Here is a 15,354-nt window from a genome sequence, read left to right as displayed (position 1 = left end):
GAGTCTCAGTGCAAGCAAAGGGCCTTATGTGGTCAGCCTCCCGGCGTCCCATGATATGTCGCGTCACGCCACACGGCGTCCCATATCTCCTGCTCGCTGAGAGTTATGTTCTTTATTATTGCGTTGTAGATCTGCGTCAGGAGGGCGTGATGGAAGCTCTCGTCCCTCAGCAGCATATCTATGAGGAACGTGAGCACGGGGTCGGACTTTATCATATTATCGTTTTTAAGCCTTCCAAGTTCGTCTATGCTCTCCTTCTCCATCTGTATGTGCGACTCTATGTCGTTAAGCACGGCCGAGGACTCCGCCTGGTCTATGAGCCCCGTGCCCTGAATTATGGATGCCATAGTTTCATAAATCTTAGAGTGCTTTATTGAGTCCTGGGACACGGCGTCCATTATGAGCTTTACCACTGGGTTCTGGGACTTCTCGGAGGTCGCCCTCAGCTTTTCCGCGTACTCGAGCTCACGCTTAGCCTCATTCTTAAAGTACTCGGCCAGCCTCCTCCTGGCCTCAAAGTTCTGCAGCGCCAACTCGCTCACTAAGTAGAAAGCCGTTCTAGCTGCGTATAAAGCTTCATTGCGTGAACATATAATATTTAGCCTTCAACCATAGGCTGTCTGGTGGGACCACGAGGCTTATTGACCTACATGAGGACATAGGGTACTGGTACTCCAGGGGCTACGACTTCGTGTCGGGGCAGGGCCCCACAAGCCTTGACAAGCTGTCGAAGTTAGGCGACGTCGCAGTGGTGGCTATGATATTCCCTGCCGTCGGCAGGGGGAGGTATGACCTAACGCTTAACGTGTTGCTCAACCAGCTTAAGTACTTCCTAAGCCTTGAGCGCGAGGGCAAGGTGAGGATAGTGAGGAGGGCCAGCGACCTAGACCAGCCCGGGGTGAAGCTAATAATAGGGCTTGAGGGCACCGACGCCCTCAGCGACGCCTATGACTTGCTCTGGCTCTTTAACGCCGGCCTCAGGGTAATAGCTCCAACTTGGAACTACAATACCAAGTTCGCGTCATCATGCACCTCAAAGAAGGACTACGGCCTCACAGACCAGGGCGAGGAGCTGGTAAAGCTTGCCAACGAGCTTGGAGTGGTAATAGACGTGTCGCACTCGTCCAGGCAGACAACCCTTGACGTAACTTACTTAAGCAGGAAGCCCGTCATAGCCACTCACAGCAACGTGATGGCGCTGAAGCAGCACTACAGGAACCTCGACGACGCGGAGATAGAGGGCATAGTAAAGACTGGGGGCGTAATTGGCGTGACCAGCATACCAGGCACGCTGCCATCCGATGACATAGATGGGATGGCCGCGGTCGCCAGATACATCGGCGAGAGGTTTGGGTGGGATCACGTGGCCCTGGGCACGGACTTCCTAGGCCTTGACAGGTACCCACAGGGGTTCTCAGACCTCTCCAACATTGATGACCTTGCTTCAAGGCTTGGCGGCCACGCGGAGGCCGTCCTGTGGGGCAACGCGCTGCGCGTCTTCAAGGAGGCGCTGCCGCAGTAGTCAATACCCCCTACTTGAGCTTTTAAACATCCCTTGCCATTACAAATCTTGAGCTGGCTGACATGGGGGGCAAGCTGGTTTACAACATAATAAGGTCCGAGTCCGGCACGGTGTTAGCAGTGGCTGACGCCGAGCTGTTAAACAGGAGGTTCACGAGGGAGGATGGAGCGGTACTTGAAGTTAACGAGGAGTTCTTCGGGGATAAGGTGGGCGACGAGAACGACGTGCTGAGGCTTTTTGATGAAGCTGACATGATAGTGCTTGTCGGCAAGAGGTCAGTGGAACTTGCCGCGAGGCTCGGCCTTGTTGCCCCAGGCTCGGAGATAGTGGTAGGTGGGGTACCTTACGTGCAGGTATTCAAGTCACTCATGTTGGGCTGAACCCTTCTTCGAGCCCGCGGCCCAGCCTTAGATGGGCCTCACGCCGTTGGGCTCGGTTACCCGTGAGCCCATTGGGGTTCAGAAGCCCTGCGGCGGGGCGAAAGGCTCACGCCTATCATGGCTGAACAGGAGAAGTAGTTAAGTGAAGGCGCAGGGACAAGCTGTAAACTCCAAAAGAGCCCAGCTGAACTCCCCTATATGCAGCCCATAGGCTTGACCTTTTATTTACAGGGCCAAATATAGCAGGCGGGTGATCACGTGGGAGACATAGTGGTGTTGCTGAAGCCGGCCCTCAACCCAGAGATGATAAGGGGGACCCCTGAGGGCTCCGTGGACTTTGATTACATGCCTCTGAAGCTATCAGATATAGACAGGAACGCGGTGGAGGAGGCGATAAGGATTAGGGACCAGTACTTCAAGGGCTCAAAGATTTACTCCATAAGCGTAGCTACGTGGGGGCCCGTGGCTAAGAGGGACAAGGACATAAAGATGGCCGTTCAGGAGGGCCTGGCGAAGGGCGTGGACGAGGCCTACATAGTTGAGGATGACTCGATAACTCCTGGGGACCAGGTAACCACAGCCTCCGCTATAGTGGCTGTGCTCAAGAAGTTCAACATAAGGCCGGATATAATACTGGCCGGTGAGGCCACCATTGATGGGTTCTCGGGCCAGGTGGCGGGCAGGGTCGCCGCGAAGCTCGGCCTGCCCTACGTTAGCTTTGCGAGAAAGATTGATATCAAAGGCAACACCCTGGTGGCCGAGAGAGACGTGGAGGATTACGTGGAGGTTGTAGAGGCCCCGCTTCCCGCAGTTGTGAGCGTCACCAGGGAGATAAACTCCCCGAGGCCTCCAACCCTGATACAGATAAGGATGGCCTCAAGGAAGCCGCAGCACGTGGTCAAGTTAAGCGACCTGAGCGACGTGGTGACGCCAAAGAAGAAGCTCTCGGCCGCCAGGGTGCTTGCAGTTAAGAGGAAGCAGGTAATGATAGAGGGCAAGACTCTTGAGGAGACGGCCGACAAGCTGATAGACGCCCTGGTCTCCGAGGGCGTGATAAAGGCGTGAGGTGATTGCAATGGCCTCCTCGCTGGTCGTTGGAGGCTCTGAAGACGACATAGCTGAGGCCCTAACTGTAGCCAGGCAGTTAGGCAGCGTACACATAGTGGCTTATGGTAACGTTAATGCGGCCTCGCTGGCCGAGTACGGCCACACAGTCTATCATATAGCCCAGGACGACCCTGAGTCCATATTCAAGGCCGTTAAGGAGATCTATGACCAGGTCAAGCCTTCCCTTGTGGTCGCCCCAACCTCCAAGAACCTGAAGGACGCCCTCTCGAGGCTTGCAGGGCTCTACGATCTGCCTATGGCAACTGAGGTCTTCAATGTGAAGCTCTCGGGCGACCAGGTCTCATACACTCGCGGCTTCCTAAGCGGGAGGGCGCTGGAGGATGACGTAGTCCCGCTGCCGGCGGTCCTCCTCCTGGCCGCCAGGAAGACGCCCAGGGCGCAGAAGTCACAGTCCAAAGGCGACGTAAAGGAGCTAACGGTTGCTCCCTCCCTTAAAGTTGTTGAGAGAAGGCCCAAGGAGAGGGGCGGCGTTAATATAGAGACAGCTGAGATAATAGTGAGCGTTGGGAGGGGGTTCAGGAGCAAGGACGACCTCAAGCTGGCCTTTGACCTGGCGGAGGTGCTCAACGCCCAGATAGGCTGCTCGAGGCCCGTGGCGGCCGACCTCAAGTGGCTTAGCGAGGACCACTGGGTTGGCCTGAGCGGCCATAAGGTGGCCCCGAAGCTTTACGTGGCGATAGGCATAAGCGGCGCGCCGCAGCACCTGGCGGGCATCACCGACGCTAAGCTTGTAGTAGCCATAAACAATGACAAGAGCGCCCCGATATTCAAGAACTGTGACTATGGAGTTGTGGCCGACCTTTACCAGTTTGTGCCAGTGCTCACGAAGAGGCTGAGGGAGAGACTTCACAGGTAGCCTGGATACACTTTATAATACTTTTCTATAAAAATATTTTGAAGAAATTATTTAAGATTATGAAAAAGAAAAATACATACACCAGTGTAAAAGCGTTTTAGGCTAGCCTAATCTGATGAGTGCGAGCAATGGCACTTAAGGAGGTTCACCTGCTGCTTGGCGGGCCGCAGGGCGCTGGCGTTGAGACCAGCGCCTCGGTGCTCACGGCCTCCCTGGCAGGGCTGGGCTACGGCATTATGTCGGACAGGGAGTACTACTCAAACATAGTGGGGAGGCATTCGTACGTGCACTTCACGATATCTGCCACCTCGTTCCCGCGCAGCCTGACCTATCCAGTAGAGCTAGTGGGCGCGATGGACGCCGAGTCGGTACTGACGCACTTCCACGAGGTTGCGCCAGGAGGGGCCCTAATTTACGACGCAGGTGTTGAGAAGACTAAGATCTCCCAAGTAATAAGCATGGAGCCTGAGGTGAGGGAGAGGGTCGAGGCCAGGTTCAAGGAGTACGGCCTCGAGCCCACGGTAGGCAACGCTGCTAAGATCGTTGAGGAGAAGCTAAATGCTCATGCCGTTCCTCTGGACTTCAGGAGGATACTTGACGATGCCAGACAGAAGCTCTGGGTCAGCAGCGTTGAGGTGCAGCGCTACAGGAACAGCATACTCCTGGGCGCCGCGGCTGCGGTCCTGGGCGTTGACCCGGAGGTCATAAGGGACGGGCTCAGCGTGAGGTTCAAGGGCAACCAGAAGGTAGTTGACGCTAACATGGTTGTCGTAGGGCTTGCAATGGAGAGCATCCCTAAGGAAGTGAGGGGGCTTGCAAAGCTCGACGAGCCCAAGCTTGACGTTGAGGAGATGATCAGCGCCAGCGGGAACGACGTTATAGGCATGGCTAAGATAGTTGGCGGCGTCAGGTATCAGTCATACTACCCAATAACTCCAGCGTCGGACGAGTCCGTGTTCATAGAGGCTCACCAGGCAGTCAGCGTTGAAGGCAAGCCGGTGGGCTCAATAGTCGTCTTCCAGACGGAGGACGAGCTGGCAGCTATAAACTCAGCAATAGGCGCCGCCCTCACGGGCGTGAGGGCAGCCACTGCAACCAGCGGGCCAGGCTTCAGCCTGATGGCTGAGGGCCTTGGCTGGGCTGGCCACAACGAGGTGCCGCTGCTGATAACCTTCTACCAGAGGGGAGGCCCAAGCACTGGGCAGCCGACAAGGGGGGAGCAGGCTGACCTGCTGTTCTCGCTCTTCGCTAGCCACGGCGAGTTCCCAAGGATAGTGATTGCAAGTGGTGACATAGAGGAAGCATTCTACGACACACTGAAGGCCCTCAACTGGGCCGAGGGGTTCCAGGTGCCCGTTATACACCTCGTAGACAAGTACATGGCTAACGTCATATCGGCCATGAGGATGCCTGACCCCTCCAAGGTTAAGGTTAACAGGGGCAAGCTTATACTTAAGGCCTCGGGACCCATGAAGAGGTTCGACCTAAGCGACCCCGTAAGCCCGAGGCCTGCCATAGGCTCCGGCGCCATAACCTGGTACACTGGCGATGAACACAACGAGTGGGGCCACATAAGCGAGGATCCCATGAACAGGGTCAAGATGTATGACAAGAGGATGAAGAAGCTTGAGATCATGGACCAGGAGATACCCGTGGAGGAGAGGGCAGTATATTACGGCGACGACAACGCTGACTTCCTGCTGGTGGGCTGGGGCTTCGTGAAGGGGGCGGCCCTTGACGCCCTTGAGGAGCTAAAGCAGGAGGGCTACCGCGGCGCCTACCTTCACTTAAAGGTCTTCAGCCCGTTCCCATCAAAGTACGTGGCCGACATCCTGTCAAAGTTCGACCCCAAGAGGATAATAGACGTTGAGCACAACTACCTTGGCCAGGCGGCCAAGGTTATAGAGATGAACACGGGCTTTAAGATATCAAGGTTTATTTTGAAGTACACGGGGAGGCCCATGTATCGCATGGAGCTCAAGGAGGCCGTGAAGAGGATCCTTGAGGGTAAGAGCGTGAGGGAGGTGTTGACCTATGGTGAGTGAGGCCGCATATAAGACCAACGTGTGGGTCGACTGGTGCCCCGCCTGCGGCAACTTCGGCATACTGACAGCCATGCAGAGGGCGCTGGCCGAGCTGAACATACCGCCCGACAAAGTGGTCGACGTTTCAGGCATAGGCTGCAGCGGCAAGACGTCGCACTTCCTCAATGTAAACGGCGTCCACAACCTTCACGGGAGGTCCATACCTTACGCCGAGGGCATAAAGCTGGCCAACCCGGAGCTCACAGTGTTAGTTAACGGCGGCGACGGCGACCTCCTGGGAATAGGCATGGCGCACTTTGTCGCGCTTGGAAGGAGAAACCTGGACGTAAAAGTGATAATTCACGATAATCAGGTGTACGGCCTGACCAAGGGACAGGCGTCGCCAACTCTGAGGGCAGGCCAGAGGGTCAAGTCAATGCCTTTACCTAACATGCAGGACTGGGTTAACCCGATATCTGTCGCCCTTGCAAGCGGCTACACCTTCGTGGCCAGGGCCTACGCGCTGTGGATAGACGACCTTAAGGAGATACTGAAGGCTGCCATAAAACACAGGGGCGCAGCCGTCGTAGACGTGCTGCAGCCGTGCCCGACATGGAACAACATCTACACGCCAGACTTTTACAAGCAGAGGCTTTACAAGCTTGACAGCGAGAAGGACTGGGACCCATACGTGAAGAGCCCCGACCCGAAGGAGGCGGCGGAGAAGCTGAGCAGGGCGTTTGCTAAGGCCCAGGAGTGGGGAGATAGAATACCTGTAGGCATATTCTATGCTAACCCCTATGTCGAGAGCTTCGTCGACAACGTCTCTAAGGTGAACCCGATGTACATGCAGATGCCGCCGGCCGAGAACGTAATAGCAAAGGACGATGGAACACCCATAGTAGACGTGCCAACAATGAGGGCTATATTTAAGGACTACATAATAAATGTGAGGAAAGAGCAGAACTAAATAAGCTTTCTAAACATAGTTATATTTTAAAGTTTTTTGATTTTAATGATTTTAATAATTATAGAGCTATCGCTCCCGACACCAGCAGTATTCCGAGGAACGCCACGCAGGCCGCGGCCCAGTGCCTTATCATAGGGTGCTTGCCAGCCTCCCTGGTGGCGCCGTAAAGTAGGGCGGTCGTCACTATGGGCCTCAGGTTTTGAAGCGGTGTCGCGACGTCGACTTCCAATGATGTGAGGGCCACGTACCTGAGAAGCTGGCCCAGGGCCGCGGCCAGGCCCATTATGGCTACTGGCTTTCCGAACCTCCTCAGCAGGCTTAGGCTAGCCCTGGGGCTGAGCGCCACCAGCCCTGAGAGGTAAGCTATTATCACTCCGAGCCCTGGGCTGCCGCCGTAGAGGTCGCCAAGCTTTATTATAGCAACTGATGACGCTATAGCAAAACCCGTGGCAAGCCCAAGCCCAAGGCCCGAGAGGCTGAACCTCTCGGTGCCCCAGTCTGACGCCAGGTAAACGCCGGCCATTATAGCGATGACCCCTAGAACTATTGAGAGCGTTATCCGCTCGCCCAGGAATAGGCTCATGAGTATTGAGAAGGCCGCGCTGGAGCTGGTCATAACGCTCGCCCCGCTTGAGGATAGCCGGGAGGTCGCGGCGTACATGAGAGTCCTTCCGACGCTGAAGTTCACTATGCCAGCCGCAATAAAGAGTCCAGCTGACGCGAGGGTCAGCCTGAGGCCGCCAGCGAAGGGCAGCATGATGGCAAGGAGTGGGAGCCCCGCCAGAAGCGTTGAGAACGAGAGGAGCGACGGGTCAGCGCCTTCAAGCTTCATTTTAGCGACAGCATCATGTACCCCAAAGGCCACACCAACAGACACTGCCATGGCGAGAGCCGCTGCCCTTGGTATCAAGCTTACAACCTCACAGGGTTAACGCCGGAAGCCCTATGGACTGGTCCATGAGCCTCCGGAGGGTCCCAGAAGCGCTCACTATGAAGACTTCAGCCAGGGGGCTGACCACGCCCTTAAGCAGGTGGCCCGACACGGGCTGATGATTTGGCAGCGCCGCCGTCACGTGTATGTGAGGTGAAGGGGCTCCAGTTTCGTCAAGGGCCAGGCTCCCTATGGCGGACGTGAGCTCTATGGTCTCGCCCTCGCTGGCGTCGAAGCTCTGGACGTCATACTTTCCCTGCTTGTAGACTCCCACCTCCAGGTGCTTCAGGCCTCCAATGGCTACTATGAGGCCACCGCTTATTGCGTACTTCCTGGAGAGCTGCCTTATGGACTCAAGCAGCTCCTCCCCAGGGTGAAGCCTTGCAATTACCAGGGAGGAGGGAGAAAGGCTTACTTCCACAGCCCTCACCTGCTGACTTTTACCCTAGGGGCAATTAACGCGTTAGTTAGTCCTCGAGCTTTACCCCCCTGGCCTCTAAGTCCATGGCCACCTCCTTGAGCCCCAGCCTTAGTAGGGCGGACCTCCTTGGTACGCCATCCCTGGTCCAACCTCTCACGTCATAGTATTCATCTAACATGACGTCAAGTTCTATCACGTGTCCCTTGGCTGGCCCGCTCCTCAGCGGCTCCTCCAGGAACCTCTTCGGCAGCCTGTCGTGGGACCTCCTCACCCCTTCCCTGACCAGGTAGGCCCTCTCTATGTTAACTATTCTCATGCCCGTCTCCCTCATCTCGCTCTCTGTGACGTGGATCCCTGTGATTGCGGTGTAGGCCCTGGCGGCCATATCAAAGTCAAGTATTAGCATGTTCTCCGCAGTGTTTTTACAAGATTCGAACGAGTCCACAATTGCGTTGAGGTCCTCGAAGTAGTTTATCAGCTTGCCCTTGCCCTTAACGCCCAGCCTCATTGCTGCCTCGGGCTCCCCGAACATCTTCTTGCCAAGCTCAGGGTCATCCTCTACCTCAACGAAGGGCTCAGACCTGAGGTGATCTGCCCCCCTGCTGGCCACCGCGAAGCCGAGGCCGTAGCCTTTGAGGGCCCTCGGGTCCGCCTGTATCATCTCCAGCCCCTTAACGTGGAACGCTATGTCCTTGCCTTTGTTAAGAATCTCAGAGGCCCTCTTGACGCCCTCAGCCAGGACCTTGCCTACGCCCCTCCTGTAGGCTATCATATCCACAAGCTCCTCTATGGTGTCAGGGTTGCCCCACTCCAGCTTCACGCCGGCCTCATCATCTGTTATCTCGCCACGCTGCCTCAGTTCCATGAGCCACGCTATGACCTCGCTCGTGGTTATTGCATCCATGCCGTAGTCCGCTACCTTGAGTATTATCTTGAGCGCCCTGTCCAGGTCCCTGTTGCCCACCCTGACGGTGAAGCCGCCAAGGGGCTCGTACTCGGGCCCCTCACCCATGAGGCCCGCCAGCGGCCCCCTCTTTATCATGAAGAACCTCGCGCAGGGCAGCGCACAGCCGGCCGAGCACGCCCTCACCTTAACGTTGTACTCCCTGGCAAGCCTCTCACCACTGACATCATACGCGTAGTCAACCACTGGGTCCTGGAAGTGCCTCCCTGGGAGGAAGCCAAGCCTCTGGCCGGCCATCAGCACCCTCGACGTGCCCATTATTCTCCTTGGCCAGTACTGCGGATTCTCATATATTCTGCGGAGCATCTCATCTATAACCTTGAGAAGCTCATCTACGTTCTCAGCCTCAATGTAGCCGTCCCCCCTCACAGCTATTGCCTTAACGTTCTTGGAGGCCAACACCGTCCCCATGCCCGTCCTGCCGGCAGCCCTGTAGACGTTGAAGAAGACTCCAGCGAACTTCACAAGGTTTTCAGCTGCAGGCCCAACCGCGCCCACCTGGACCCGCTGATCCCCAAGGTCATGCCTTATCGCCTCGTGGGTCTGAGACACGGTGAGCCCCCAGAGGCCCTCTGCATCCATGAACTCAACGCCCGACTCAGTGATGTACAGGTACACAGGCCTTTCACTCCTGCCCTCTATGATTATCTGGTCGTAGCCCGCGAACTTCATCTCCTCCGAGAAGTGGGTGCCCGCGTTGGAGTCCCCCAGGAGGCCCGTCAGGGGCGAGCGGGAGGTCACGTTAAGCCTCGACCCAAGGCCGTGGGGAAAGCCCACCAGGGGCCCCGTAGCTATCATTAGCTTATTCTCAGGCCCCAGCGGGTCGACACCTGGCGGGACCTCCCAGTACAGCCTGTAGACGTTAAGCCCCCTGCCACCTATGAAGGCCTTAGCAAGCGAGGGGTCGAGCTCTTCAGCCCTGTATGTTCTGTGAGTAAGGTCTACCCTGAGCACCTTCCCTCCATAGCCCTTAAGCCTCGTCAACGCCAACACCCCACCCCTCTGCCAACTTCCTGAGCTCGCTTATGGCGAATGTCTCAGCGGCGTTACGCGGCTTCACCTTTACGTTGGTTACCTTGGAAAGCGACAGCGCGTTAGTTGGGCACCTGGCGACGCACATGGGCTCCCCGCCGCACAGGTCACAGATGAGGGGGTAGCGGGCCTCCCTGGGCTCCATCCTTGCGGCGCCGTAGGGACAGACCTCGCTGCACACCCTGCAGCCTATGCACTTGCCCTTGTCGAGGTTCACTTCGCCCAGCTTTCCCTTGCTCAGCGCGCCGGTGGGGCACAGCTCGACGCATGGGGCTGGCTCGCACTGCTGGCATACAACGGGGTAATCAAAGCCTAGGCGTTCATAAGTTATAACTGATATCCTGGAGAGGGATCTCGAGAATACGCCTTCATGTTCATAGGAGCACCAGAGCTCGCATATATTACAACCAACACATTTAGAAGGGTCCACAACTACGTGGACCCCCTTAGACTCCATTGGCTCAAGGTCTCACCACTGGGGTGGGTTAGGGACCTCGCCATTTTAAGGGCTCACATATATGCACTTTTGATTTCCGTGCGAGTTTGGTCAACAAGACGATTATATGGGAACATAGCTACGCTACATATTAATTAATAATTTTTTAAATGGATAAGCTGGTGCGGCGGCCGGGATTTGAACCCGGGACCTTCGGCTTGGGGGGCCGACGTCCTAATCCAGGCTAGACGACCGCCGCACCCAGGTTAAGCATAAGGTGAGGGCTTTAAAATATTCCCTTGACATCCCCTAGTTCCTCCAGTGCCTCAGGCACCTCGGCTAGATATGCCTTAAGCCTCATTTTCAGGGCGCTCTCATCCACAGCCCCTATTACATGGCTCCACGGCAGCGGGGACTCCCTGGGCCTCAAGGCGCTTGATAACATGCCCTCCACGGCGCGCCTTCTCCACGAGCCCCTGCCCACGCCTTCCGTTGCCGTCTCAACTATGTACTTTAGGGTTTCCCTACTGCCAAGCGATATTGAGGCCTGGACCAGTGCAAGGAAGGGGTCGTAGAAGCTGAAGTTAACACCTGGCACGAGCTCGCGGAACAGCTTCAGCCTCCTGTTCAGCTCCCCCTCGCCCTTCATGGGGAGCCACTGGAGCGGGGTCTGCGGCTTAATGATGAGGGGGTTGACGCTGAGCTCAACTCTGGTCGCCCGTGACATGCTCTTAACAAGCTCTGCGGCCTCCCTTAGGTCCTCCTCCCTCTCCCCAGGCACCCCGACCATCATGTAGAGCTTAACTGTAAGCCCAAGCCTGCCAGCCCTCTCAGCAACCCTCAGGAAGTCCTCATCCCTTGACGACTTACCCAGGGCTAACCTGAGCCTCTGCGAGGTCTCGGGGGCCAGCGTTATTGTCCTCTGGCCGGCCGACGCTATGAGCTTCACGGATTCCTCGTCGAGAAGCTCCGCCCTCAGTGAGGGCAAGGAGAACCTTATCCCCTCGCTGAGGAGCGAGCTCAGGACTTCCTTAAACCACGGGCTGGCGTTCACGGTGAGCCCTATCATGGCGACCCTCTCGTTGTACCTTTGGTAAAGCTGCCTGGCCTCCCTGACTACATCATCAGCGGGCCTGGGCCTGAACGGCTTGGTGAGGTAGGAGTCCATGCAGAAAATGCATGAGAAGGGGCAGCCCCTCGCCAGCTCAACAGCTATTGTAAACGCGGCCTCCAGGGCCATTACTCTCCTGGGGTCCCCCCTTATCTCGTTGGAGGAGGCTATGTGGACCTCGTGGGGTCCGTAAGACGGCACGTAAACGTGCTCAGAGGGCTCTATGGGGGCGCCCTCGTTGAGCACCTCCTCTAGCCACAGGCTCGACGGCTCCAGGTCACCCATTATTATGGCGTCCGCCGCGTCTGCCATGGGTTCTGGGTTAGCCGTCACGGCGGGCCCTCCCATTATTATCTTAGGGCTGGCCCTGTCGGCGGACCTCACGCTAATCCCTGAGCCTATGAGCGCCCTGACGACGTTCGCATAGTCAAGCTCGTAGTGCACCGGTATAACGAGGTAATCAAAGGACCTGAGGGGCGTGCCGCCCTCCAGCCCCCTGAGCTGTACAGGGCCCCCTGACGCGTTGGGCATCACGAGCCTCTCAACGTAAACGTTCTCCATGTCATTTAACATGAAGTAGAGCCTGTGGTATACCAGGGACGACATGGCCACTCCATAGGTTGACGGGTAGAAGAGGCCAACCTTTGTCATGCCCTTCCTGTACTTCTTTGTTACGGCGCCGGCCTCCAGCTGGTTTGCCATCGGCTTCCTAGCGACTAGGGTCTTGCCAAAGCTAATAACTGCTAGTAGCTAAGCGCGCACCTTGGAGGAAGCTTTGAAAAACAGCGAGAGGCTCAGCGATGTCCTTGCAGAGGCCTTCCTGACGGAGTGCCCAGCGACGCCCCTGAGCCACCTGACTGATGGTACCAAGGGCCTCGCTGTTGAGGGAGTTCCGTACCAGGTCTCCGCGTACGTCACGAGGGCCTGCAACCTCAGGTGCCTCCACTGTTATATCTCTGCTGGTAGGCCTCTTCCTGATGAGCTGAGCTATGAGGAGTGGTCCCACGCGCTCTCGGAGCTCGCGGACCTGGGCACTAAGGTCCTGTACATCCTTGGCGGCGAGCCCATGCTCAGGAGGGACATCTACGACATCATAAGCTCGGCCTCAGGGCTCGGCATGAAGGTCTCCATGAGTACTAACGGCACGCTCATAGGTAAGAGGGAGGCCGTAAGGCTCAGGGAGTCAGGGCTCTCAGAGGTCCAGGTGTCCCTCGACGGCCCGAGCGAGGCCATAAATGATTCCATAAGGCCGCCGGGCTCCTTCAGGGCCGCCATCTCCGCCATAAGGTACCTGAAGGAGGCCGGCCTCAGGGTCACCATCGGGGTCACCCTTTTCAGCGCGAACGAGGCATATGTTAAGTCCATGATTGACCTGGCGAGGGACCTAGGGGTGGATGACATAACTTTTGAGGCGCTGGCGCCTTTTGGGAGAGCTATTGTAAACGGGCTTCAACGGCCGTCGGGGAACATCTGGAGGACAATACTAACCTTGGCAGCGGGCAGCCCAAGGATATCCCTGAGCTCCATGAGGTTCCTTATGCCGACGGACCTGCTTCAGGAAAGCTACAGGAAGGCCAAGGAGCTGCTCGGCAAGGGAAGTTACCAGACGTGCCCGGCCGGCAGGTCAAGGATGGTGATAGATGCCAACGGCGACGTTTATGGGTGCGAGCTTCTTATTGGACTCATGAAGCCTGAGGGCAACGTGAGGAGGGATAGCATTAAGGAGCTTTGGAGGAGCGGCTTCAGGGACCTCAGGCAGAGGGACGTGAGCAACGTGCTTCCGTGCAGCTCATGTACAATGTACGAGCTCTGCCGCGGCGGTTGCCCTGCTAGGGCGCTGCAGAGGTACAGGACTCTGAGGGCCCCCGACCCGCTGTGCCCCTACGTCAAGGGCCTGCCTGCCCCTCCAGCTTCTCGATTATAGCGTCAAGCCTTTTCCTTGCCTCAAGCAAGCGCTGAAGCTTGTCCTTGAGCGTCGCTGGGGACCCGCTAAGCTGCGCCTCAAGGTCCGTCAGGGCGTTGTCAAGCATCACGAGCGGGTCAAGGGCCGATGCCAAGGGCATGTAAAGGGTCTGGGCCAGCTGCAGCCCCCTCTCAGTAAGCTCGTATCTTCCATCGTCGCGCCTCGAGATGAAGCCCTCGTCGCTGAGCTCTGCAAGCGTAGGGTAAATGCTTCCCGGCGAGGGCCTCCAGAGGCCCCCTGTGAGCCTGTAAATCTCCTCCATAAGCTCCATGCCATTCATAGGCCTCTTAGCGAGAAGGGAGAGGACCAGCGGCCTCAGCCAACCCCTTCTCCTTCCTCTGGCCATGTGAGACCACGGCGGTCCCCAGCCCTGCAACTTAAGGCCCTCGTGCGCTGGGTTTTTAAAGGACTTATATCTGTTAGCTTGACAAGCCCTACGGCCACCGGCGTTTCCTGCATTTACTAGTCGGCGGCCCATGTCTTGATAATGAGCTGAGGTGCATTATTAAAAGGGCTGTTATCGCGATGACGTAGTGACGACCTCAATGGGGTTCGTCATGGTTGTCAGGCCCCTCATAATCTTTTTGAGGAACTCGCGCGTCGAAACAGCAACCTCCGCGCTTTTCGACGCCTCCTCAATGTCAAACAGCCTAACATCTACGGCATCGCTTGAGGCCCTTGGAGTTCCCCTACAGTTTCCCATAAGGACCGTTATCAGGATGTAGTGGAACATCACCTTTCCATTTTCGTCTCTAGTTATTATTTCATCGACGTTCACTACGCCTTTAGAGCTACACAGTAGGCCCGTCTCCTCAGCCAGCTCCCTCTCGGCGGCAGCGTAGAGCCCCTCGCCGAGCTCTACCTTGCCTCCAGGTATAGCCCACTTGTCCTTGTCTGGCGGCGCCGCCCTCTTAACTAGGAGGACCCTGTTGTCAATTATTACAAGGGAACCAACGCCTACGATAGGCTGATCCGGGTAAAGCCCGCGCAAGGCTGCACGCCTGCCGGCTGAGAAGAACACACTATATATGTTATTAACTTATTTGTTGACGCTAACGGTGGCCCTATTTTATTCTTAATATATAAAACTTCTTCAGGAAGATTTTTAAATATGTTTATTAGAAGAGGACCTGGTGACTGTTCAGCAAGCGCGTGCTCTCAACGCTAAGCTATGCCATCACTCAGAGCCTGCCCTCGATAATAGAATTCATTATAATAGTAGTAATAGGCGTCGTAGTTGCTTACGCGGTCGCCGCGGTCCTAAGAAGGGTGCTAAACCTCAGGTTCTTCGCCCAGTACCCTGACGTTGCCAACCTATTAGGCCTCAGCGTCGGCGCTGTAAAGGCCTTCATAATATTGGTATCGCTGGCCATAGGGTTCTCAGTGCTAAAGCTCGGCATGGCAACCGTCTATATGACAAAAGGAACGACAAGCCTCGCCCCTTCCAGGGGCGGGGTGAGGCCTTTTAAGCCCTGGAAGTCATGGTTGCTGGGCGTGGGGATGCCCCGAGAGGGGCTCTGCTGCGCCTGCGTGTCCCCGCGCCCCTGCTGCATACCCCCGAGTCCCAGGGGGCTGGGGGCGGGGGGCAACCCCCGGCGAGGGATAGGGGTAACGGG

General features: G+C 56.8%; 15 protein-coding genes, 1 tRNA gene and 1 pseudogene. 8 read left to right on the top strand and 9 right to left on the bottom strand.

The annotated features are described in order from the left end of the window. Positions 1-32: 32 nt before the first annotated feature. Positions 33-542, bottom strand: coding sequence for a hypothetical protein (locus ACP5H1_RS05045; protein ID WP_427972485.1), 510 nt, complete (start codon positions 540-542; stop codon positions 33-35). 74 nt (positions 543-616) lie between these two features. Between ACP5H1_RS05045 and ACP5H1_RS05040 the strand changes: the two genes are divergently transcribed. From ACP5H1_RS05040 to ACP5H1_RS05015, 6 genes are all read left to right on the top strand, one after another. Further along, entirely contained in the window at positions 617-1,522 is a 906-nt protein-coding gene (locus ACP5H1_RS05040; RefSeq protein ID WP_427972549.1) for a dipeptidase, read from the top strand. 62 nt (positions 1,523-1,584) lie between these two features. Then, positions 1,585-1,902 (top strand): DUF424 domain-containing protein, encoded by a 318-nt coding sequence (locus ACP5H1_RS05035; protein WP_427972482.1) that lies wholly within the window; start codon positions 1,585-1,587, stop codon positions 1,900-1,902. A gap of 258 nt (positions 1,903-2,160) precedes the next feature. After that, positions 2,161-2,967, top strand: a complete 807-nt coding sequence (locus ACP5H1_RS05030) for an electron transfer flavoprotein subunit beta/FixA family protein (protein WP_427972479.1) — start codon at positions 2,161-2,163, stop codon at positions 2,965-2,967. 10 nt (positions 2,968-2,977) lie between these two features. Then, complete coding sequence (locus ACP5H1_RS05025; RefSeq protein ID WP_427972477.1) at positions 2,978-3,886, top strand: electron transfer flavoprotein subunit alpha/FixB family protein; 909 nt, start codon at positions 2,978-2,980, stop codon at positions 3,884-3,886. Positions 3,887-4,014: 128 nt separating this feature from the next. Further along, the gene (locus tag ACP5H1_RS05020; RefSeq protein WP_427972547.1) at positions 4,015-5,931 is read left to right on the top strand and encodes a 2-oxoacid:ferredoxin oxidoreductase subunit alpha; all 1,917 of its coding nucleotides are present in this window, start codon (positions 4,015-4,017) and stop codon (positions 5,929-5,931) included. After that, positions 5,921-6,880 carry a 2-oxoacid:ferredoxin oxidoreductase subunit beta gene (locus ACP5H1_RS05015; RefSeq protein WP_427972475.1) on the top strand — a complete coding sequence of 320 codons (960 nt, stop codon included), beginning with the start codon at positions 5,921-5,923 and terminating at the stop codon, positions 6,878-6,880. The genes ACP5H1_RS05020 and ACP5H1_RS05015 overlap by 11 nt, the downstream gene beginning before the upstream one ends. A gap of 58 nt (positions 6,881-6,938) precedes the next feature. Here ACP5H1_RS05015 and ACP5H1_RS05010 read toward each other — a convergent pair whose 3' ends face one another. From ACP5H1_RS05010 to ACP5H1_RS04985, 6 genes are all read right to left on the bottom strand, one after another. Then, positions 6,939-7,790, bottom strand: a complete 852-nt coding sequence (locus ACP5H1_RS05010; RefSeq protein WP_427972472.1) for an EamA family transporter — start codon at positions 7,788-7,790, stop codon at positions 6,939-6,941. Positions 7,791-7,800: 10 nt separating this feature from the next. After that, on the bottom strand, positions 7,801-8,232 hold the full coding sequence (locus ACP5H1_RS05005) for a PPC domain-containing DNA-binding protein (protein WP_427972469.1): 432 nt from the start codon (positions 8,230-8,232) through the stop codon (positions 7,801-7,803). A 46-nt stretch (positions 8,233-8,278) separates the two neighbouring features. Further along, positions 8,279-10,186, bottom strand: coding sequence for an aldehyde ferredoxin oxidoreductase family protein (locus ACP5H1_RS05000; protein ID WP_427972467.1), 1,908 nt, complete (start codon positions 10,184-10,186; stop codon positions 8,279-8,281). Further along, positions 10,167-10,685: a 4Fe-4S dicluster domain-containing protein gene (locus ACP5H1_RS04995; protein ID WP_427972464.1), complete on the bottom strand. Its 519-nt coding sequence runs from the start codon at positions 10,683-10,685 to the stop codon at positions 10,167-10,169. Before ACP5H1_RS04995 ends, ACP5H1_RS05000 begins: the two co-directional genes overlap by 20 nt. Positions 10,686-10,844: 159 nt before the next feature. Further along, positions 10,845-10,923: transfer RNA gene (locus tag ACP5H1_RS04990), tRNA-Gly, on the bottom strand. A gap of 27 nt (positions 10,924-10,950) precedes the next feature. Then, positions 10,951-12,477 (bottom strand): B12-binding domain-containing radical SAM protein, encoded by a 1,527-nt coding sequence (locus ACP5H1_RS04985; protein WP_427972461.1) that lies wholly within the window; start codon positions 12,475-12,477, stop codon positions 10,951-10,953. A gap of 73 nt (positions 12,478-12,550) precedes the next feature. Here ACP5H1_RS04985 and ACP5H1_RS04980 point away from each other — a divergent pair, with 73 nt between their 5' ends. After that, on the top strand, positions 12,551-13,699 hold the full coding sequence (locus ACP5H1_RS04980) for a radical SAM protein (protein ID WP_427972459.1): 1,149 nt from the start codon (positions 12,551-12,553) through the stop codon (positions 13,697-13,699). On the opposite strand, the gene ACP5H1_RS04975 is transcribed toward ACP5H1_RS04980, so the two are convergent. Both ACP5H1_RS04975 and ACP5H1_RS04970 read right to left on the bottom strand, forming a co-directional pair. Next, positions 13,662-14,114, bottom strand: a complete 453-nt coding sequence (locus tag ACP5H1_RS04975) for a PadR family transcriptional regulator (RefSeq protein WP_427972456.1) — start codon at positions 14,112-14,114, stop codon at positions 13,662-13,664. The genes ACP5H1_RS04980 and ACP5H1_RS04975 overlap by 38 nt on opposite strands. 141 nt (positions 14,115-14,255) lie before the next feature. Continuing rightward, complete coding sequence (locus ACP5H1_RS04970; RefSeq protein ID WP_427972453.1) at positions 14,256-14,729, bottom strand: NUDIX hydrolase; 474 nt, start codon at positions 14,727-14,729, stop codon at positions 14,256-14,258. Positions 14,730-14,890: 161 nt separating this feature from the next. Here ACP5H1_RS04970 and ACP5H1_RS04965 point away from each other — a divergent pair. Further along, a pseudogene (locus tag ACP5H1_RS04965) lies at positions 14,891-15,354 on the top strand (hypothetical protein); the annotation flags it as partial.

It is taken from the genome of Acidilobus sp. (assembly GCF_049973875.1).
GTDB lineage: Archaea > Thermoproteota > Thermoprotei_A > Sulfolobales > Acidilobaceae > Acidilobus.
This window is presented reverse-complemented; position numbering and strand designations above follow the sequence as displayed.

Bases quoted from the DNA above. Each gene is read 5' to 3' on its own strand.
- ACP5H1_RS04985 (WP_427972461.1), bottom strand. From the start codon at position 12,477: ATGGCAAACCAGCTGGAGGCCGGCGCCGTAACAAAGAAGTACAGGAAG.
- ACP5H1_RS05015 (WP_427972475.1), top strand. From the start codon at position 5,921: ATGGTGAGTGAGGCCGCATATAAGACCAACGTGTGGGTCGACTGGTGC.
- ACP5H1_RS05025 (WP_427972477.1), top strand. From the start codon at position 2,978: ATGGCCTCCTCGCTGGTCGTTGGAGGCTCTGAAGACGACATAGCTGAG.
- ACP5H1_RS04995 (WP_427972464.1), bottom strand. From the start codon at position 10,685: ATGGAGTCTAAGGGGGTCCACGTAGTTGTGGACCCTTCTAAATGTGTT.
- ACP5H1_RS05020 (WP_427972547.1), top strand. From the start codon at position 4,015: ATGGCACTTAAGGAGGTTCACCTGCTGCTTGGCGGGCCGCAGGGCGCT.
- ACP5H1_RS05035 (WP_427972482.1), top strand. From the start codon at position 1,585: ATGGGGGGCAAGCTGGTTTACAACATAATAAGGTCCGAGTCCGGCACG.